Annotated in this window: 16 protein-coding genes and 1 tRNA gene; 11 read left to right on the forward strand and 6 right to left on the reverse strand. The window is 74.4% G+C overall.

Annotated features, from left to right (window positions below; all coding sequences use genetic code 11):
- Positions 1-32: 32 nt before the first annotated feature.
- The 4 genes from galU (at position 33) to RCG67_RS07715 (ending at position 4504) form a co-directional block, all read left to right on the forward strand.
- Entirely contained in the window at positions 33-947 is a 915-nt protein-coding gene (galU, locus tag RCG67_RS07700) for a UTP--glucose-1-phosphate uridylyltransferase GalU (RefSeq protein ID WP_368825590.1), read from the forward strand.
- A gap of 14 nt (positions 948-961) precedes the next feature.
- Positions 962-1594 (forward strand): GNAT family N-acetyltransferase, encoded by a 633-nt coding sequence (locus tag RCG67_RS07705; RefSeq protein WP_368825591.1) that lies wholly within the window; start codon positions 962-964, stop codon positions 1592-1594.
- Between the two features lie 155 nt (positions 1595-1749).
- The gene (locus tag RCG67_RS07710) at positions 1750-2655 is read left to right on the forward strand and encodes a hypothetical protein (protein WP_368825592.1); all 906 of its coding nucleotides are present in this window, start codon (positions 1750-1752) and stop codon (positions 2653-2655) included.
- Positions 2656-2824: 169 nt separating this feature from the next.
- Positions 2825-4504 carry a CYTH and CHAD domain-containing protein gene (locus tag RCG67_RS07715; RefSeq protein ID WP_368825593.1) on the forward strand — a complete coding sequence of 560 codons (1680 nt, stop codon included), beginning with the start codon at positions 2825-2827 and terminating at the stop codon, positions 4502-4504.
- An 83-nt stretch (positions 4505-4587) separates the two neighbouring features.
- On the opposite strand, the gene RCG67_RS07720 is transcribed toward RCG67_RS07715, so the two are convergent.
- A tRNA-Ala gene (locus RCG67_RS07720) sits at positions 4588-4660 on the reverse strand.
- 119 nt (positions 4661-4779) lie between these two features.
- Here RCG67_RS07720 and RCG67_RS07725 point away from each other — a divergent pair.
- On the forward strand, positions 4780-5682 hold the full coding sequence (locus RCG67_RS07725) for a LysR family transcriptional regulator substrate-binding protein (RefSeq protein WP_368825594.1): 903 nt from the start codon (positions 4780-4782) through the stop codon (positions 5680-5682).
- Between the two features lie 11 nt (positions 5683-5693).
- On the opposite strand, the gene RCG67_RS07730 is transcribed toward RCG67_RS07725, so the two are convergent.
- Together RCG67_RS07730 and RCG67_RS07735 are read right to left on the reverse strand one after the other, a co-directional pair.
- The gene (locus RCG67_RS07730; RefSeq protein WP_368825595.1) at positions 5694-6005 is read right to left on the reverse strand and encodes an antibiotic biosynthesis monooxygenase family protein; all 312 of its coding nucleotides are present in this window, start codon (positions 6003-6005) and stop codon (positions 5694-5696) included.
- Positions 6002-7009, reverse strand: coding sequence for a mechanosensitive ion channel family protein (locus tag RCG67_RS07735; RefSeq protein WP_058872586.1), 1008 nt, complete (start codon positions 7007-7009; stop codon positions 6002-6004). Before RCG67_RS07735 ends, RCG67_RS07730 begins: the two co-directional genes overlap by 4 nt.
- A 123-nt stretch (positions 7010-7132) precedes the next feature.
- Between RCG67_RS07735 and RCG67_RS07740 the strand changes: the two genes are divergently transcribed.
- A complete protein-coding gene (locus RCG67_RS07740; RefSeq protein WP_368825596.1) occupies positions 7133-7864 on the forward strand; it encodes a DedA family protein in 732 nt (243 codons plus the stop codon).
- 9 nt (positions 7865-7873) lie between these two features.
- On the opposite strand, the gene corA is transcribed toward RCG67_RS07740, so the two are convergent.
- The gene (gene corA / locus RCG67_RS07745) at positions 7874-8914 is read right to left on the reverse strand and encodes a magnesium/cobalt transporter CorA (protein WP_368825597.1); all 1041 of its coding nucleotides are present in this window, start codon (positions 8912-8914) and stop codon (positions 7874-7876) included.
- Positions 8915-9040: 126 nt separating this feature from the next.
- Between corA and RCG67_RS07750 the strand changes: the two genes are divergently transcribed.
- The 4 genes from RCG67_RS07750 to RCG67_RS07765 are packed head-to-tail and all read left to right on the forward strand — an operon-like array spanning position 9041 to position 12724.
- Positions 9041-9514: an NUDIX hydrolase gene (locus RCG67_RS07750; RefSeq protein WP_368825598.1), complete on the forward strand. Its 474-nt coding sequence runs from the start codon at positions 9041-9043 to the stop codon at positions 9512-9514.
- On the forward strand, positions 9511-10542 hold the full coding sequence (locus tag RCG67_RS07755; RefSeq protein ID WP_368825599.1) for a glycine betaine ABC transporter substrate-binding protein: 1032 nt from the start codon (positions 9511-9513) through the stop codon (positions 10540-10542). Before RCG67_RS07750 ends, RCG67_RS07755 begins: the two co-directional genes overlap by 4 nt.
- Positions 10543-10586: 44 nt before the next feature.
- Positions 10587-11804: a pyridoxal phosphate-dependent aminotransferase gene (locus tag RCG67_RS07760; RefSeq protein WP_058872591.1), complete on the forward strand. Its 1218-nt coding sequence runs from the start codon at positions 10587-10589 to the stop codon at positions 11802-11804.
- 50 nt (positions 11805-11854) lie between these two features.
- A complete protein-coding gene (locus RCG67_RS07765) occupies positions 11855-12724 on the forward strand; it encodes a PPK2 family polyphosphate kinase (RefSeq protein WP_368825600.1) in 870 nt (289 codons plus the stop codon).
- Positions 12725-12908: 184 nt separating this feature from the next.
- On the opposite strand, the gene RCG67_RS07770 is transcribed toward RCG67_RS07765, so the two are convergent.
- Both RCG67_RS07770 and xseA read right to left on the reverse strand, forming a co-directional pair.
- On the reverse strand, positions 12909-13184 hold the full coding sequence (locus RCG67_RS07770; RefSeq protein ID WP_058872593.1) for an exodeoxyribonuclease VII small subunit: 276 nt from the start codon (positions 13182-13184) through the stop codon (positions 12909-12911).
- 76 nt (positions 13185-13260) lie between these two features.
- Entirely contained in the window at positions 13261-14562 is a 1302-nt protein-coding gene (gene xseA, locus RCG67_RS07775; protein WP_368825601.1) for an exodeoxyribonuclease VII large subunit, read from the reverse strand.
- 64 nt (positions 14563-14626) lie between these two features.
- Here xseA and RCG67_RS07780 point away from each other — a divergent pair, with 64 nt between their 5' ends.
- Positions 14627-15571, forward strand: a complete 945-nt coding sequence (locus RCG67_RS07780) for a hypothetical protein (protein WP_368825602.1) — start codon at positions 14627-14629, stop codon at positions 15569-15571.

The raw sequence follows: 15571 nt of genomic DNA on the forward strand, positions 1-15571 counted from the left end.
GGCCCGCGTGCCCGATCCGTTAGCCTGAGCCCATGAGTGGAAACAGCAACCCCCGGACGGTCCGGAAGGCCGTCATCCCCGCCGCCGGGCTCGGCACCCGGTTCCTGCCCGCGACGAAGGCCATGCCCAAGGAGATGCTGCCGGTCGTGGACCGCCCGGCCATCCAGTACGTGGTCCAGGAGGCGGTCGACGCCGGCCTCCAGGACGTCCTGATGATCACCGGCCGCTCGAAGCGGGCGCTGGAGGACCACTTCGACCGCGTGCCGGCGCTGGAGCACCAGCTCGAGGAGTCCGGCAAGACGGAGCTGCTCCGCGAGGTCGAGCACGCCTCCGAGCTCGGCGAGATCCACTACCTGCGCCAGGCGGACCCCAAGGGACTGGGGCACGCGGTGCTGCGCGCCAAGATCCACATCGGCGACGAGCCCTTCGCCGTGCTGCTGGGCGACGACCTCATCGACGCCAGGGACTCCCTGCTCACCGAGATGATCGCCGTCCAGGAGCGCACCGGCGGCTCCGTGGTCGCGCTCATGGAGGTCCCGCAGGAGCAGATCAGCTCCTACGGCTGTGCCGACGTCACCCCGGTCGAGGGCGAGGACTTCGTGCGGATCAACGGGCTCGTCGAGAAGCCCTCCCCGGCGGAGGCGCCGTCCAACCTGGCCATCATCGGCCGCTACGTCCTGCACCCGGACGTCTTCGAGGTGCTCGAGAACACCGCCCCCGGGCGCGGGAACGAGATCCAGCTCACCGACGCGCTGCAGACCCTCGCCGGCCGCGAGGGCGAGGGCGGCGGGGTCTACGGGGTGGTCTTCAAGGGCCGCCGCTACGACACCGGCGACAAGCTCAGCTACCTCAAGGCCAACATCATCCTGGCCTCGGAGCGGGAGGACCTCGGGCCCGAGCTGTGCGAGTGGCTCCGGGAGTACGCCCGGTCCCTGCCGGTCGGCTGAGAGGCCGCGCTCCCGTGGCCGGGCAGCTCCGCTGGCCCGTCACCGTCTCCTGGGGAGAGCTCAGGCTGCGCCCGCTGGTCCGGGGGGACCGCCGGGAGTGGGACGCCGTGCGGGCCCGCAACCGGGACTGGCTCGATCCGTGGGAGGCCACGAACCCCGCGCCCGGCGGGCGGCCGCCCACGTTCGGGCAGTTCGTCCGGTCCCTCGACCAGCAGGCGCGGCAGGGCACGGCGCTGCCCTTCCTGATCACGGAGCGGGTCCCGGGGACGGAGGGGTTCGGCCTGGTCGGCCAGCTGACGGTCTCCGGGATCTCGTGGGGGTCGTTCCTGTCCGCGTCCCTGGGCTACTGGGTGGACCGGGACCAGGCGGGCCGCGGCGTGGCCCCCATGGCGGTGGCCATGGCCACCGACTACTGCTTCCAGGGCCTCGGGCTGCACCGGATGGAGATCAACATCCGGCCGGAGAACACCAAGTCCCTGCGGGTGGTGGAGAAGCTGGGGTTCCGGGACGAGGGGCTGCGCAAGGACTTCCTGCACATCGACGGCCGCTGGACGGACCACCGCAGCTTCGCGCTCACCGCGCCCGAGGTGCCCGAGGGGCTCGTCCGCCGGTTCACGGGATCCGACCGGCCCGCCGTGTGGCAGTGACCGGACCGGCCGTGTCCACAGGGATACCCACAGGCGCGCCCGTGCGGTAGTAGGCTGTCCCTCACGGCCCGAGCCCGGGCCCCGGACACGCCGGCGCAGCGCGCCGGCGGCTCACGTCCGCCCGATCCAGCGACCACGAAGGCAGGACCGCGACCATGATCTGGGTGAGCAGCTCGGCCGTGCTGGCCGTCGTCTGCGCGCTCTCGCTGTTCTGGGTCGTGCCCCGGCTGCAGCGCCGCCGGGAGGACGCCGAGGAGGCGCAGCCCGGCGCCGATCCGGCCCCCGACCACCTTCCCGCGCCGATCGCGCAGCCCGCACCCGCGTCCCGCCGACGAAGGAACATCATGGCGACCACCGACACCGACTCCCGTCCCGCCGACGGCGGCCCCGGACGCTCCGGCACCGGTGCCCTGCGCATCCGGCGGGACCGCGCCGGGATCCTGCTCGCCGGGTGCGCCGCCCTCCTGGGCGGGCTCGTCACCGCCGTCGTCGCACCGTTCTCCGCCGCGGTCAGCTGGCCGTGGCCGGTGTTCCTGCTGCTGCTCGCCGTCGGCTCCGTCCTGGCCCTGCGCTACCTGGCCGTCCAGGACCGGGCCGCCCGCCGCGCCGCGCGCCCGGCGGTCCGGACCACGGAGGAGCAGGAGGAGCCGCATGCGCCGCGCGAGGACGTCGCCCTGTTCGACAACGAGCACGCCGTGGCGGAGGAGGTCCGCGAGCAGTCGCGCCGGGCCGACGAGGACCTCGACCTGCCGGCCGCCGAGGAGCAGCCCCGCACGCCCGCCCCGCCGGCCTTCACGGTCGAGGAGCTGCGCGCCGAGGCCCTGCGGGTGGCCCGCGAGTCCGCCCCGGCGGCCCCGGGCCGGACCTGGGAGCCCGTCCCCGTGCCGCGGCCGACGTACGCCGAGGCCCCCGTGGTCCAGCGGCCGGAGCCGGAGCCCCTGCCGGTCCCGGAGCAGCCCACCTCCCGCTCCACGAGCCTGAGGGACGCCGTGCGCGCGGGCGAGGAGCAGCGACGCGCCGCCCTCGACCTCGACGACGTCCTCAAGCGCCGCCGCGCCTGACCGGACGCGCCACGCGGCCCGGCGCGCCGGGCCGCCCGATCCGCCGCACGCTCCCTTCGGGATCGTGCGGCGGTTCGCGTTGCGGAGGGTGGCGCGCCGTCCCGGTATCATCGCCGCAACGGCCGGCCGCCGGGCCCGGCGGCCGGCCGCCCCGACGAGGAGGACACCCATGACCGCCGTCGCCCACCGCGAGGTCGAGCGCAAGTACGAGTTCCCGGAGGGCGCCGAGGCCCGCGTGGACTGGAGCGGGCTGGAGGGGTGGACGGTCTCGGCGGACCCCGTGGAGCACCGCATGGAGGCCGTCTACCACGACACCCAGGACATGGCCCTCGGCCGGCGGCTGGTCGCGCTGCGCCGGCGCCGGGGCGGGGCCGACGACGGATGGCACGTGAAGTTCTCCGGCCCGGGCGGGCGCCACGAGTTCCAGGTGCCGCTGCTGCGCACGCCGGACCGGATGCCGGCGTCCGTGCGGAACCTGCTCGCGGGGCTGACCGGAGGTCAGGAGCTGCGCCCGGTCGCGACGCTCCGCACGGTCCGGCAGGTGCGCACGCTCAGCGACAGCACGGGGGCGGAGGTCGCCGAGCTCGCCGCGGACGTCGTCGAGGCCGTCGACGAGCGCACCGGAACGGAGCGGTCCTGGTCCGAGTGGGAGGTCGAGCTCCTCGACGGCACGGTCCCCGAGGAGCGCCAGGAGCAGATCTTCGCCGCGGTCGAGGCCGTGGTCCGCGCGGCCGGCGGAACGCCGTCCACCTCCCGGGCGAAGATCGCGCGTGCCCTCGGCGAGGAGGACGGCGGCACTCCGGTGGAGCTCGAGCAGGAGCAGCAGGCGGAGAGCACGGGGACGAAGGGGAAGCGGAAGAAGGACACGAAGGGCAAGGACCAGGGCAAGAAGGGCAAGGGCAAGGGCCGGGGCAAGAAGGGCAAGAAGGCGGGCAAGGAGCCCGGGCCGGACGTGCTGCGGGCCGTGCTCGGGGAACTCGCGGAGCAGCTCGTGCTCTGGGACCTGCAGGTCCGCCTCGACGTGCCGGACGCGGTGCACCAGATGCGTGTGACGTCGCGCTCTCTGCGCAGCGTCCTCAAGGCCGCCGCGCCGCTGCTCGAGGGGGACGCGGTGGAGGAGCTGGACGCCGGGCTGCGCCGGCTCGCCCGCGCCCTGTCCGAGGCGCGGGACGCGGAGGTCACCGCGGAGCTGATGGCCGGGCGCGTGGCCGAGCTCGACGGCCGGGTGGGGCCGGCCGAGGCGGAAGCCCTGCAGCGGCGGGCGGAGGAGCAGGCTCGGACGGCGGCCGGGAAGGTGCGGCGGCACGTGACGGGCCGGGAGCACCTGCAGCTCCTCGCGGACGTCCAGGACGTCGCGGCGGCTCCGCCCGTGACCGGGGAGTGCACCCGGCTCTCGGCGCGCGAGGTCTCCGACGTGCTGGTGCACCGGGCGCTGCGGAAGGTGGTGCGCGTCGCCGAGCGCGTCGCCGAGGCCGAGCAGGCCGGCGGGACGGAGCAGGCCGGCGGGCCGCAGCGGCTGGAGCACCTGCACGACGTCCGCAAGGCGGTCAAGCGCGTGCGCTACGTCGACGCCGTCCTGGACCGGACCGGGATGCGGCCCGGCAAGCAGCTTCGGCGCGCGGCCCGGGACGCCGAGGACTACCAGGACGAGCTGGGCCGGATCATGGACGCCGCGGTGCTGGAGCGATGGCTCGCCGACACGGCGGGCGCCCTCCGGCGCACGGGGGAGGACCGCTACGCCGTGGGGGCGCTGCACGGCGCGGAGGTCGTACGGCTGCGCGCCGGGACGGACGGCGGCGTGGACGTGGTGGGGGTGCTCCTGTCCCAGCTGCGCGAGGACCTCGGCTGAGGAGGCCCCCGGGGACACGGGGGAGGAGGCCCGGCAACGACGAAGCGGGACATCCCGGTGGGATGTCCCGCTTCCTCGATCCGTGGAGCTAAGGGGAATCGAACCCCTGACCTTTTCATTGCGAACGAAACGCTCTACCAACTGAGCTATAGCCCCGGAGCAACCGTTCCATCCTATACATCCCGCGCCGGTTTCGCATCCCGGGCGGCCGGCGCGTCCCGGACGACGTCCGCCGGTGGCCGGGAGCGGGCCGGGCAGTGGGTAGATTGGCCGCCATGGACGACACGCCCGGACCCCAGGACCCCGCAGCCGAGCCGGCCGCCCCGCCGGCCGGGGGGACGGCCGACCTGGTGGTCGCCTTCGTCCCCGGCGTGATGCCCGGCAAGTGGTTCTTCCGGTGGCGGGACCGCAATCCGGGCCGGGTGCTGGCCGAGCGCCCGCTGGAGGCGGACGGGTGGCAGGACGAGCTGGCCGCGGGGCGCGCCCACGCGTGCTTCGTGCGGCTGCCCGCGCACCCGCGGACCGGGGTCGACGACCTCACCGCGCTGCGCGAGCGGTACCGGGCGGTGGAGCTGTACGCGGAGCAGCAGGTCGTGGTGCTGCCCCGGGACCACGAGCTGACCCTGCTCGACGAGGTGCCGGTCGCGGAGCTCGTGCACGAGGTGCTGCTGCAGGACTCCGCGACCCTGCCGGAGCGGCACCGGCTGCGCTCCCCGGAGGCGGTCGCCGCCGACGCGCCGCCCCCGGTGCGCCACGCCCGGGACGCCGTCGAGCTCGTCGCCGCCGGGCTCGGCCTGGTGGTCGTGCCCATGTCCCTCGCGCGGCTGCACCACCGCAAGGACCTCGTGCACCGGGTGGTGCCCGATGCCGCCGCGGTCCCCGTGGCGCTCGTGTGGCCGCAGGACCTGCCGGCGGAGCAGGAGGAGCTCGTGCAGGACTTCGTGGGCGTGGTCCGCGGGCGGGGGCTCAACAGCTCCCGCGGCGGGGCCGCTGCCACGTCCCGGTCCGCCGAGGACCGGCCCCCGTCCGGCGGGAAGCAGCCGCGGGCGTCGTCGTCGCGCCGTGGGGGGCAGCCCCCGCAGGGGGCGCGGCGGGCGGGCGGCTCGCGGGGAGGCGCCCGCGGTGGTCGCGGCGGGCCCCAGGGCGGCCGCCGGACCGGCGGCCGCGGCCGGCGCTGAGCGCGGACGGCCTACTGCTGCTCGACGGCCACCGAGTAGGACCACAGCTCCGAGGAGGTGCCCACGGGACGCGGGCGCTCGCCCTCCCCGCCGCCGTGGGAGCGGGCGAAGTCCTGCGAGGACCGCCAGGCGTCGTAGGACTGCTCGTCGGCCCACCGGGTGAGCACGAGCCACTGCGTGCGCCCGTCCGTGGGCTGCAGCAGCTCGAAGCCCTCGAAGCCGGCGACCCCGGCCATGGACCCGCTGTGGGCGGCGAAGCGCCGGCCCAGCTCGTCGCCGGAGTCGGCGGGGACGGTGATGGCGTTGATCTTGACGATGCTCATGCGTCCGATCCTGGCACATCGCGCCGGACGGCCCGGACCTGGCCCGTCTCCGGCGGGCCGGGGGCGGCGCCGGCATCGGCCTGCCGGATCACGGTCTGGTTCAGCAGGGGCACGTGCAGGCCCTCGCGGTCGAGCATCTTCTTGAGCCGCAGCCGCAGCGCCCGGGCCACGTCCCACTGCTTGAGGGGCACGGTGCGCACCGCCACGCGCACGGTGACGGACTCGCCGGTCACGGCCTCGACGCCCCACACCTCCGGGTCCTCGGTGATGTACTCGCCCACCTTCGGGTCGTCCCGCAGCAGGCCCGCCTCGTGCAGGATCAGCTCCGTCACCAGCTCGATGTTCGTGTCGTAGGGCACCGGCAGGTCCAGCACGCAGCGGGCCCAGCCCTGGGACTGGTTGCCCACGCGCAGGATCTCCCCGTTGCGCACGTGCCACAGGGTGCCGTTGACGTCCCGGACCTGGGTCACGCGCAGCCCCACGGACTCGACGGTCCCGCTCGCCTCCCCGAGGTCGACGACGTCCCCGATGCCGAGCTGGTCCTCCGCGACCATGAAGATCCCGGACAGGTAGTCCTTCACGAGCGACTGCGCCCCGAAGCTCAGGGCCACGCCGGCGATGCCGGCGGACGCCAGGACGGGACCGATGTCGTAGTCCAGCTCCGAGATGATCATCACCAGGGCGACGGCCCAGATCACCACCGTCGCCACGGACGAGAGCACCGAGCCGATGGTGTGGGCGCGCTGGACCTGCCGGGCGCCGGCCAGGCCCGCGTCCTCGACCCAGCGCGGCCGGCCCCGCTCCATCCGGCGCACGATCCGCGACCGGCTGCCCTTCGCGATCCCCCCGGTGACCCGGCGGATCAGCAGACGCACCACCGCCGCCAGGATCGAGGCGCCCAGCAGCACCAGCAGGATCCGCAGCGGCTTGTCGAGCCAGAACTCCCACATCGGGTCGAGGCCGGGGACGGGGGAGGACAGGGGGAGGAGGACGGGGAGGGGCATGGGGGAAGCGTAACGAACCACGTCGGCGGCCCGGCGCCCGTCCAGCCGCTCCCGGGCCGGGTCGGGCACAATGGTGGTCGCACCCACCGGGCCGCCACCGCCCCCGCCCAGCACCGAGGACCCATGACCGCACCCAGCCCCGCCCCCACCGCCCCCACCGCAGCTCCCGGCCCGGACGTCCTCGCAGCCCAGGACTCCGGCGCCGAGACGCTGAGCGGGATCGCCGACTGGGCCGTCGACGTCATGGAGACCATCGGGGCCCCGGGCGCCGGGCTGCTGGTCGCGCTCGAGAACCTCTTTCCCCCGCTGCCGTCCGAGGTGATCCTCCCGCTGGCGGGGTTCACCGCGAGCCAGGGCAGCTTCTCCGTGGCGGGGGCGATCTTCTGGACCACGCTCGGCGCGGTGGTCGGCGCCGTGGCCCTCTACTGGGTCGGCGCCGCGCTCGGCCGCCGCCGGCTGCGGGCCGTCGTGGACCGGATGCCGCTCGTCGACCTGCACGACCTCGACCGCACCGAGGCGTGGTTCGAGCGGCACGGGAGGGCCGCGGTCTTCTTCGGGCGCATGATCCCGGTCTTCCGCTCGCTGATCTCGGTCCCCGCGGGCATCGAGCGGATGTCCTTCGGCGTGTTCGTCCTGCTCACCACGGCGGGCTCGCTGATCTGGAACACCATCTTCGTGCTCGCCGGGTACTACCTCGGCGAGAACTGGCACATCGCCGAGCAGTACGCCGGCATCTTCTCCCGGGTGGTGATCGTCACCGTGGCGGTCCTCGCCGGCTGGTGGGTGCTCAAGCGGGTGCTGCGCAACCGCCGGGGCCTGTCCGACGCCGCCCGCCGCGAGCGCGGCCGGTCCTGACCGCCGCGCTCACAGCCACCGCTTGAGGCGGAAGACGGTGTAGAGCACCACGCCGGTCAGCAGCATCAGGACCAGGGCCATCGGATAGCCCCACACCCAGGACAGCTCCGGCATGAAGCGGAAGTTCATGCCGTACACGGAGCCGATGATCGAGGGGGCGAAGAGGATCGCCGCCCAGGACGAGATCCGCTTCATCTGCTCGTTCTGCTCGATGGCGGCCTCGTTCTGCCGGGCGGCGAGCTGGGTGGAGTCCAGCATGAGGGCGTTGGTCAGCGAGGCCTGGAAGGCCTCGACCTTGTTGGTGACGAGGATCAGGTGGTCCAGGACGTCGCGGAGGCCGTGCCGCAGCTCCTGGGCCGCGCCGATCTCGGCGAGCTCCTCGAGGAACTGCCGCAGCTCCATCTGCAGCGGGGCGACCGCCCGGTGGAACGCGCTGACCTCCCGGGTGAGCTGGTAGATGCGCCGCGAGACGAGGCCGTCCCCGGAGCCGGAGAACAGGGCGTCCGAGATCTCGTCGATGTCGTTCTCGAGCCCCTCGACCACGGGGAAGTAGTCGTCCACGGTCTGGTCGAGCACGGCGTGGAGCACGGCCTCCGCGCCGGTGCCCAGCAGCGCAGGCTGGGCCTCCACCCGGGACCGGACCCGGCCCACCCGCCCGTGCTCGGACTGCCGGACGGTGAGCACGAAGCCGGGGCCCGTGACGATGTGGATCTCCCCGAAGTCGACCGTCTCGGTGGCGTCCTGGTAGACGGCCGGGCGCAGCACCGTGAACAGCATGTCCCCGTAGCGGTCGAGCTTGGGCCGCTGCTCGGCCTGCCGGATGTCCTCCACGGCGAGCTCGTGCAGCCCGAAGTGCTCGGCGAGGGAGTCGAGCTCGCTCGCGGAGGGCCGGTGCAGGCCGATCCAGACGAGGAGGCAGTGCTCCCCGGGCTCGGCGCAGCGGGGGTCCTCGGCCCGCAGCCGCGCGAGCAGGCGGTAGGTCTCCTCGAGCGTGGCCGGGGACGCGATGCGCTGCCCACCCCGGTAGACGGCGTTGTCGACGATGCTCACCCGGCCATTATCCCCGGGGGCGACCGCGGCGCCGCCGGTGGGCGCGCCCGGCCCGGGGGGCCGGGCGCGCCCCGGGTCCGGCGCGCGCCGTCCCCGGCCCGCGCCGGACGTTCCTAGAATGGGGGCATGAGTTTCCCCATGGACACCCGCGTGGGTGCCTACGCCGTCATCGTCCAGGACGGGGCGGTGCTGCTCAGCCACTGGAACCCTCGCCACCCCACGCTGCGGGGGGCGTGGAGCCTGCCCGGCGGCGGCATGGAGATCGGGGAGCAGCCGGCGCAGACCGCGGTCCGAGAGGTCCACGAGGAGACCGGGTTCACCGTGGAGCTCGACGAGCTCCTGGGCGTGCACAGCCGGCACATGGGGCCCGACGAGCGACTGGACGGCCGCGGCCGGCCCTTCCACGCGCTGCGCGTGATCTACCGCGCCCACATCACCGGCGGGACACTCACCTCGGAGCTGGACGGGTCCTCCGACGAGGCCCGCTGGTTCCCCCTGTCCGCGCTGCCGCAGCTGCCCCTGGTCGGCCTCGTGCCCGTCGGCCTCGAACTGGCCGGGCTCGTCGCCGCGGGCCCCGCGGACCCGGCGGAGGGCCGGTGAGCCGCGGTCGTGCGACCGCGGGACTGCTCGCCGTCGCCGCGCTCACCGGGTGCGGCGGGGCGGGGGAGGACCCCCAGCCGCCCCCGGTCGCCGTGACGACCCCCGCCGCGGAGCCCGTCCGGATCGCCGCGGGACCCACCGGCCAGACGGCCGTGCTCGCCCACGTCTACGCCGGGCGGCTCCGGGAGGCGGGCTTCGACGCGAGCGTGGTCGACGCCGGGACGGACCGCGCCGACTACCTCGGGGCCCTCGAGCGGGGGGACGTGGAGGTCGCCGCGGACTACTCCGGCAACCTGTACCTGCACCTGCGCGGCCGGGCCCCGGTTGGCCTGGCCACGGCGGCGCCCACGGACGGCTCGACGCCCACCCCGACGCCGTCCCCGGCCGCCGAGGACGGCGGGCTCGCCGAGGACCTCTCCGAGCTGCTGGGCCTGGGGGGGGAGCGCGCGGACGACGACGACGTGCTGGCCGGTGTGCGGGATGTGCTGCCCGAGGGGCTGCGGACCCTCGAGCCGGCCCCGGCGGAGAACACGGTGGCGGTCGTCGTGACCCGTCCGACCGCCGTCGAGCACGGGCTCACCGACCTGGAGGACCTGGGGCCGGTGTGCGACGAGCTGGCGCTGGGCACCGACCTCGACTTCGCGGGCCGCTCCTACGGCCCGCAGGGGCTGGCGGAGGCCTACGAGTGCGTGCCCGGCAGGTTCGTGCCGTTCGGCGCCCAGGAGGACCTCGTGGACGCGCTGCTCCAGGACCGCGTGCAGGCGGCGGCCCTGTTCACGGCCTCGCCCGCGATCGAGGACAACGCCCTCGTGGTCCTGGCCGACCCGCTCAACAACTTCGTCCCGCAGCGCGTGGTCCCCGTGGCCGCCGAGGACCTGCCGGACGCGGCCGCGGACGTCGTCGACGCGGTCTCCGCGCAGATCGGCACGGACGACCTGGTGCTGATGACCCGGATGACCTCGGCCCGCGACCCGTACACCCCGGAGGACGCCGCGCGGTACTGGCTCGAGGGCGGCGACGACACCTGAGCGGCGCCCCGGGCGGCGCCCGGCCCGGGGGTAAGGTGTACCGCATGTCAGTGGTGAAGCAGTCCGACAAGCTCAAGAACGTCCTCTACGACATCCGCGGCCCCGTGCTGGAGCAGGCGGAGCACATGGAGGCGGAGGGCCACCGGATCCTCAAGCTCAACATCGGCAACCCCGCGCCGTTCGGCTTCGAGGCACCCGACGCGATCCTCGTGGACATGATCAAGAACCTGCCCAACGCGCAGGGCTACTCGGACTCCCGCGGCATCTACTCGGCGCGCACCGCCGTGGTGCAGTACTACCAGACGCGCGGGATCATGAACCTCGACACCGACGACGTCTACCTGGGCAACGGCGTCTCCGAGCTGATCACCATGACGCTGCAGGCGCTGTGCAACCCCGGCGACGAGATCCTCATCCCGTCCCCGGACTACCCGCTGTGGACGGCGTCGGTGGCGCTGTCCGGCGGCACCCCCGTGCACTACCGGTGCGACGAGGACAACGACTGGAACCCCGACCTCGAGGACCTCGCGGCGAAGATCACGCCCAGCACCAAGGGCATCGTGATCATCAACCCGAACAACCCCACCGGCGCGGTGTACTCCCGCGAGGTGCTGCAGTCCATCGTGGACCTCGCCGCCGAGCACGAGCTCATCCTGTTCTCCGACGAGATCTACGAGAAGATCACCTATGACGACGCCGAGATGGTCAACACCGCGACCCTCACCGGCGAGGACGTGCTGTGCCTGACCTTCTCCGGTCTCTCCAAGGCCTACCGGGTGGCCGGGTACCGCGCCGGGTGGCTGGCGATCACCGGGCCCAACTGGAAGGCCGAGAGCTTCATCGAGGGCATCAAGCTGCTGGCCAACATGCGGATGTGCGCCAACGTCCCGGCCCAGCACGCGATCCAGACGGCGCTGGGCGGCTACCAGTCGATCAACGACCTGATCCTGCCCGGGGGACGGCTCAAGGCTCAGCGGGACCTCGCCCACCGGCGGCTCAACGAGATCGACGGCGTGTCCTGCCGGCAGGCCGACGGCGCCCTGTACCTGTTCCCCAAGCTCGACGTGGAGAAGTTCAACATCGTCGACGACGAGAAGTTCGCCCTCGACCTGCTCAAGGAGCAGAAGATCCTCGTCAGCCACGGCCGGGCGTTCAACTGGCCGCGGCCGGACCACTTCCGGCTCGTCACCCTCCCGTCCGTGGAGATGCTGGCCACGGCGCTGGACCGGATCGAGGAGTTCCTGAGCAACTACCGCCAGTGACCGGCGGCGCCGCGCACCGCGGCCCGCCCCGCACCCCCAGGAGGTCCAGCATGCGCGCAGCCGACCGGAGCCCCGGCACCGGGTTCGTCCAGGACGTGCGGCCCCTGCTGCGCGCCCGGCCGGAACTGTCCCTGGACGCCGTGGACACCCGCTCCACCCCCGGGTTCGCGGGGGGCAAGAAGGCCGGCACCACGCTGCGGGCCGCCCGGGACGCGGAGCTGTCCGAGCTGCAGCGCCAGATCTACGCCAACGCCACGGTGGGCGCCCGGCACCGGGTGCTGCTGGTGCTCCAGGGGATGGACACCTCCGGGAAGGGCGGCGTCATCCAGCACGTCCTGGGCGGGCTGAGCCCGCACGGCGTGCACACCCACGGCTTCGGCCGGCCCACCGAGGAGGAGGCCGCCCAGCACTTCCTCCAGCGGGTCCGGCGCCAGCTGCCCCGCCCGGGGGTGATCGGCGCGTTCGACCGCTCCCACTACGAGGACGTGCTCGTGCCCGTGGTGCACGACGTGCTCGACGACCGTCAGCTCGAGCGGCGCTACACCGAAATCCGCCACTTCGAGCAGGAGCTCGCCGACGACGGGGTGATCGTCGTCAAGGTGTTCCTGCACCTGGGCCTGGACGAGCAGCGCGAGAACCTCCTCGCCCGTATCGACGACCCGACGAAGCAGTGGAAGTTCGACCCCTCGGACCTCGAGGCCCGCAGCCGGTGGGACACCTACCTGGCCGCCTACGAGCGGGCCATCGACGCGACCGACGCCGATCACGCGCCCTGGTACGTGGTGCCCACCGACCGGAAGTGGTACGCCCGGGCCGTGGTCCAGGACCTGTTGATCTCCGCGCTCAGGGGCCTGCGGCTCGACTGGCCGGAGCCCGGCTACGACGTCGAGGAGGCGCGCCGGCGCCTCGCCGAGCTCTGACCCCCGCCGAGCTCTGACTCCCGCCGCGCTGACCCGCGCCGAGCTGGCTTCTGCCGAGCTGACCCCTGCGGAGCCGACCCCTGCCGAGGTCGGCACCCCCGGCCGGGTCCTGACTCCTGCCGGAGTCGGGACCACCGGCCAGGCCTGACCCCTGCCGGGCTCCGACCTGACGGGGGAGCCGGGCTCAGCCGCGCCCGGCGCCCTCCTCCTCGCCGTCGCCGTCGGTGTCCGCGCGCCGGGCACGGGCCGCGTCGAGCCGTTCGCGGGCGCCGTCGAGCCACTGCTCGCACCGGGTGGCCAGCGCCTCGCCGCGCTCCCACAGGGCGAGGGACTCCTCGAGGGACGTGCCCCCGGTCTCGAGCCGGGAGACGACCTGCACGAGCTCCTCGCGGGCCTGCTCGTAGCCCAGGCCGGGGATGTCGGACAGGTCGGGTGCTGCGGGGTGGTCGGTGCTCGCCATGGGTGGGACCTCTCGTTCGGGACGCTCGGGACGCTCGGAATCTTCGGGGCGGTCGGGGTGTCGGTGCTGCGGGGGATCAGGAGGAGGCAGGGCGCTCGCCGGGGCGCCGGGCGGAGACGGTCTCGGCGCGCACGCCGAGCTCGCCCGCGGCCAGGCGCACCCCCAGCGGGTCGCCGGCGCGCACGGCCGCGGCGTCGGTGACCACGGCGCCGGAGGCGTCCACGACCACCGAGTAGCCGCGCTGCAGGGTCTCCTGGGGGGACAGCGCCCGCACCCGCGCTCGCAGGTGCCGCACGGCGTCGCGCTCGCGCAGCGTGCGGGAGTCCACGGCGGACAGCGCCCGGGTGCGCCAGCGGTCCACGTCCTCCTCCCGGAGCAGGATCATGTCCTCCGGCTGGGCGAGGGCGGGCCGGGAGCGCACGGCGGCGAGGCCTGCGGACTCCCGGTCCAGGAACGCCCGCACGGCGCGGTCCAGACCTGCCCGCGCCCGGGCCACCCCGGCGCGCTCCTCGACGACGTCCGGGACGATCCGCTTGCCGGCGTCCGTGGGGGTCGAGGCCCGCAGGTCGGCCACCCAGTCCAGCAGCGGCTGGTCGTTCTCGTGCCCGATGGCGCTGACCACCGGGGTCCGTGCCGCCGCCACGGCCCGGATCAGCGACTCGTCGCTGAAGGCCAGCAGGTCCTCGAAGGAACCGCCGCCGCGGGCGATCACGATGACGTCCACCTCGGGCATGCCGTCGAGCTCGCGCAGCGCCTGCGTCACCGCTCGCACTGCGCCGGAGCCCTGCACCGCGACCTCCCGGACCTCGAAGTCCACGGCAGGCCAGCGCAGGGACGCGTTGCGGATGACGTCCTTCTCGGCGTCCGAGCTGCGCCCCGTGACGAGGCCGACCCGGCGGGGCAGCAGCGGCAGCGGCTGCTTCCGGGCGGCGTCGAAGAGCCCCTCCTCGGCGAGGGCCCGCCGCAGCCGCTCGAGCCGCTCCAGCAGGTCCCCGAGGCCCACGGGCCGGATGCCGCGGCCCAGCATGGACAGCCGGCCGGTCTTGGCCCAGAAGTCCGGCTTGAGCTGGGCGACCACGCGCATCCCCTTCTCCAGCGGGCGGTCCAGGTGGGCGGTCTCGTTGGCGAACAGCGTCACGGGCACCGAGATCTCGGCGTCGACGTCCCGCAGGGTCACGTAGGTGACGCGGGCGCGCCGGTTGAGCTCGATGATCTGGCCCTCGACCCACGTGGGCGCGCAGCGGGCGATGTAGGCGTGCAGGTTCTCCGAGAGCATCCGCAGCGGCCACGGGTTCTCCGGCGTGGTGCGGTCCGCCCGCGACGGCAGCTCCCGCGCACTGCCCGTGGGCGGGTCCTGCTGCGGCTCCAGATACGTCATGCCTCATGCTTACCACCCGACGGGGACAGCCGTGCGCCCCGCCCGTCCTGCGTACAGTGGTCCTGTGAGCCCCTCAGCACCCCCCGCTTCCGGACCCCGCTCCCGACGACGCGCCACGACGGTCCTGCGCACCGGTCTCGGCACGGTTCTCGGCCTCGCCACCGCCTCCCTCGTGGCGCTGCTCGTGCCCCTGCACTGGGCCGAGGACACCGTGGTCTCCCGCGACGGCTTCACCCAGGTGGTGGGCACCCTCGCGGAGGACCGGGACTTCCAGGAGGAGCTGGCCCGCACCGCCGTGGGGCAGGCGACCGACCGGTTCCTGGGCGAGCGGGCCACCGGGGTGCCCTTCCTGGACCGGGCCCTGGAGAACCTGACGCGCCGCGCCGCGGACGTCGCCGTCGGCCTCACGTCCGACCCGGCCTACCAGCGCGCGTGGACGGAGAGCCTGGCCCGCACGCACGCGGCGAACGTCCCCTCCGAGGGCGGGGTGACGGAGCCGCCCCGGGACCTCGTGCTCGACCTCGGCCCGATGCTCCACGAGGTGGACGCGGCCGTGGAGCGCACCGCGGGCGTGGACGTGGGGCTCTCCGACCGGGAGGGCACCATGACCGTGCCGGGCTCCCGCACCGGGCGCCTGATCGAGGCCGGCACCCGGCTCACGGACCTCGCCGTCCCGCTCACGTGGACCGCCGCGGTGCTCGCGGCGCTCGCGCTGCTGGTGACCCGGCACCGCTTCGCCACGCTCGCCGTGATGGGGCTGGGCACGCTCGCCGGCCTGGGCGGGGTGTGGCTGCTCGTGGAGCACGGCGCGGAGCGGGCGACCGGCGTCATGGGCTCGGACCCGGTGGTCCGGCTCGCCGTCGACCGGGTCGCCGTCCTGCTCACCGGCTCCCTCGGCGAGCAGATGGTCACGGCCGCCTGGGCCGCCGGGATCACGGGCGTGGTGGGCCTGGTCGGGGCGATCCTGGTGTCGGGCGGATCACGGCGCGGGCGCCGCCCCACCGCGTAG

Origin of the sequence: Kocuria cellulosilytica (assembly GCF_040981245.1) — a bacterium.
GTDB classification, from domain to species: Bacteria; Actinomycetota; Actinomycetes; order Actinomycetales; family Micrococcaceae; genus Kocuria; species Kocuria cellulosilytica.

Excerpts from the sequence above, each read along its gene's own strand:
- galU (WP_368825590.1), top strand. The coding sequence starts at position 33 with ATGAGTGGAAACAGCAACCCCCGGACGGTCCGGAAGGCCGTCATCCCC.
- RCG67_RS07710 (WP_368825592.1), top strand. The coding sequence starts at position 1,750 with ATGATCTGGGTGAGCAGCTCGGCCGTGCTGGCCGTCGTCTGCGCGCTC.
- RCG67_RS07715 (WP_368825593.1), top strand. The coding sequence starts at position 2,825 with ATGACCGCCGTCGCCCACCGCGAGGTCGAGCGCAAGTACGAGTTCCCG.
- RCG67_RS07725 (WP_368825594.1), top strand. The coding sequence starts at position 4,780 with ATGGACGACACGCCCGGACCCCAGGACCCCGCAGCCGAGCCGGCCGCC.
- RCG67_RS07730 (WP_368825595.1), bottom strand. The coding sequence starts at position 6,005 with ATGAGCATCGTCAAGATCAACGCCATCACCGTCCCCGCCGACTCCGGC.
- RCG67_RS07735 (WP_058872586.1), bottom strand. The coding sequence starts at position 7,009 with ATGCCCCTCCCCGTCCTCCTCCCCCTGTCCTCCCCCGTCCCCGGCCTC.
- RCG67_RS07740 (WP_368825596.1), top strand. The coding sequence starts at position 7,133 with ATGACCGCACCCAGCCCCGCCCCCACCGCCCCCACCGCAGCTCCCGGC.
- RCG67_RS07750 (WP_368825598.1), top strand. The coding sequence starts at position 9,041 with ATGAGTTTCCCCATGGACACCCGCGTGGGTGCCTACGCCGTCATCGTC.
- RCG67_RS07760 (WP_058872591.1), top strand. The coding sequence starts at position 10,587 with ATGTCAGTGGTGAAGCAGTCCGACAAGCTCAAGAACGTCCTCTACGAC.
- RCG67_RS07765 (WP_368825600.1), top strand. The coding sequence starts at position 11,855 with ATGCGCGCAGCCGACCGGAGCCCCGGCACCGGGTTCGTCCAGGACGTG.
- RCG67_RS07770 (WP_058872593.1), bottom strand. The coding sequence starts at position 13,184 with ATGGCGAGCACCGACCACCCCGCAGCACCCGACCTGTCCGACATCCCC.
- xseA (WP_368825601.1), bottom strand. The coding sequence starts at position 14,562 with ATGACGTATCTGGAGCCGCAGCAGGACCCGCCCACGGGCAGTGCGCGG.